1 protein-coding gene is annotated in these 401 nt (G+C 27.7%); it reads right to left on the bottom strand.

The features are described 5' to 3' along the window. Window positions 1-401, bottom strand: a 401-nt coding sequence (locus DUK53_RS17320) for a hypothetical protein (RefSeq protein WP_201740750.1), incomplete at both ends; no start/stop codon positions are given.

The following is a 401-nucleotide window of genomic DNA, read 5'->3' as shown; positions in this document are numbered from 1 at the left end:
ACTTACACCTGCTATAGTATTAGGACAAGCTACTATACTAGAGTTTAATAAATCACTTTCTAGCATTATAGGCACACCATCATCTTTAAAAGTTTTTCCTTTGTTTGATTTAAGTATGACTTTACCTCCATGGATACATTCTAGGTTTTGATTTTCTAAAAGAGCATGAAGTTTAGCTATAGCTTGTTTTTTATCTACTTGTGTGGTTTTTTGTTCTTTTAAAGTGTTTGAAATTAAGTCTTTATACTCTAAGCTTTGTTTGCTTAAACATTCTAATTTGATATTTAAAGAATTTTCTAATATAGAATAATTAAGCAAACAAAGTTCATCATTTTTATAAAAGATACTAAGTCTTCCTAAACCACTGCTTTCATCTTTAGGAGAAAAATAATAACTAGGTG

The organism is Listeria sp. SHR_NRA_18 (genome assembly GCF_003856515.1).
GTDB lineage: Bacteria > Bacillota > Bacilli > Lactobacillales > Listeriaceae > Listeria_A > Listeria_A newyorkensis.
This window is presented reverse-complemented; position numbering and strand designations above follow the sequence as displayed.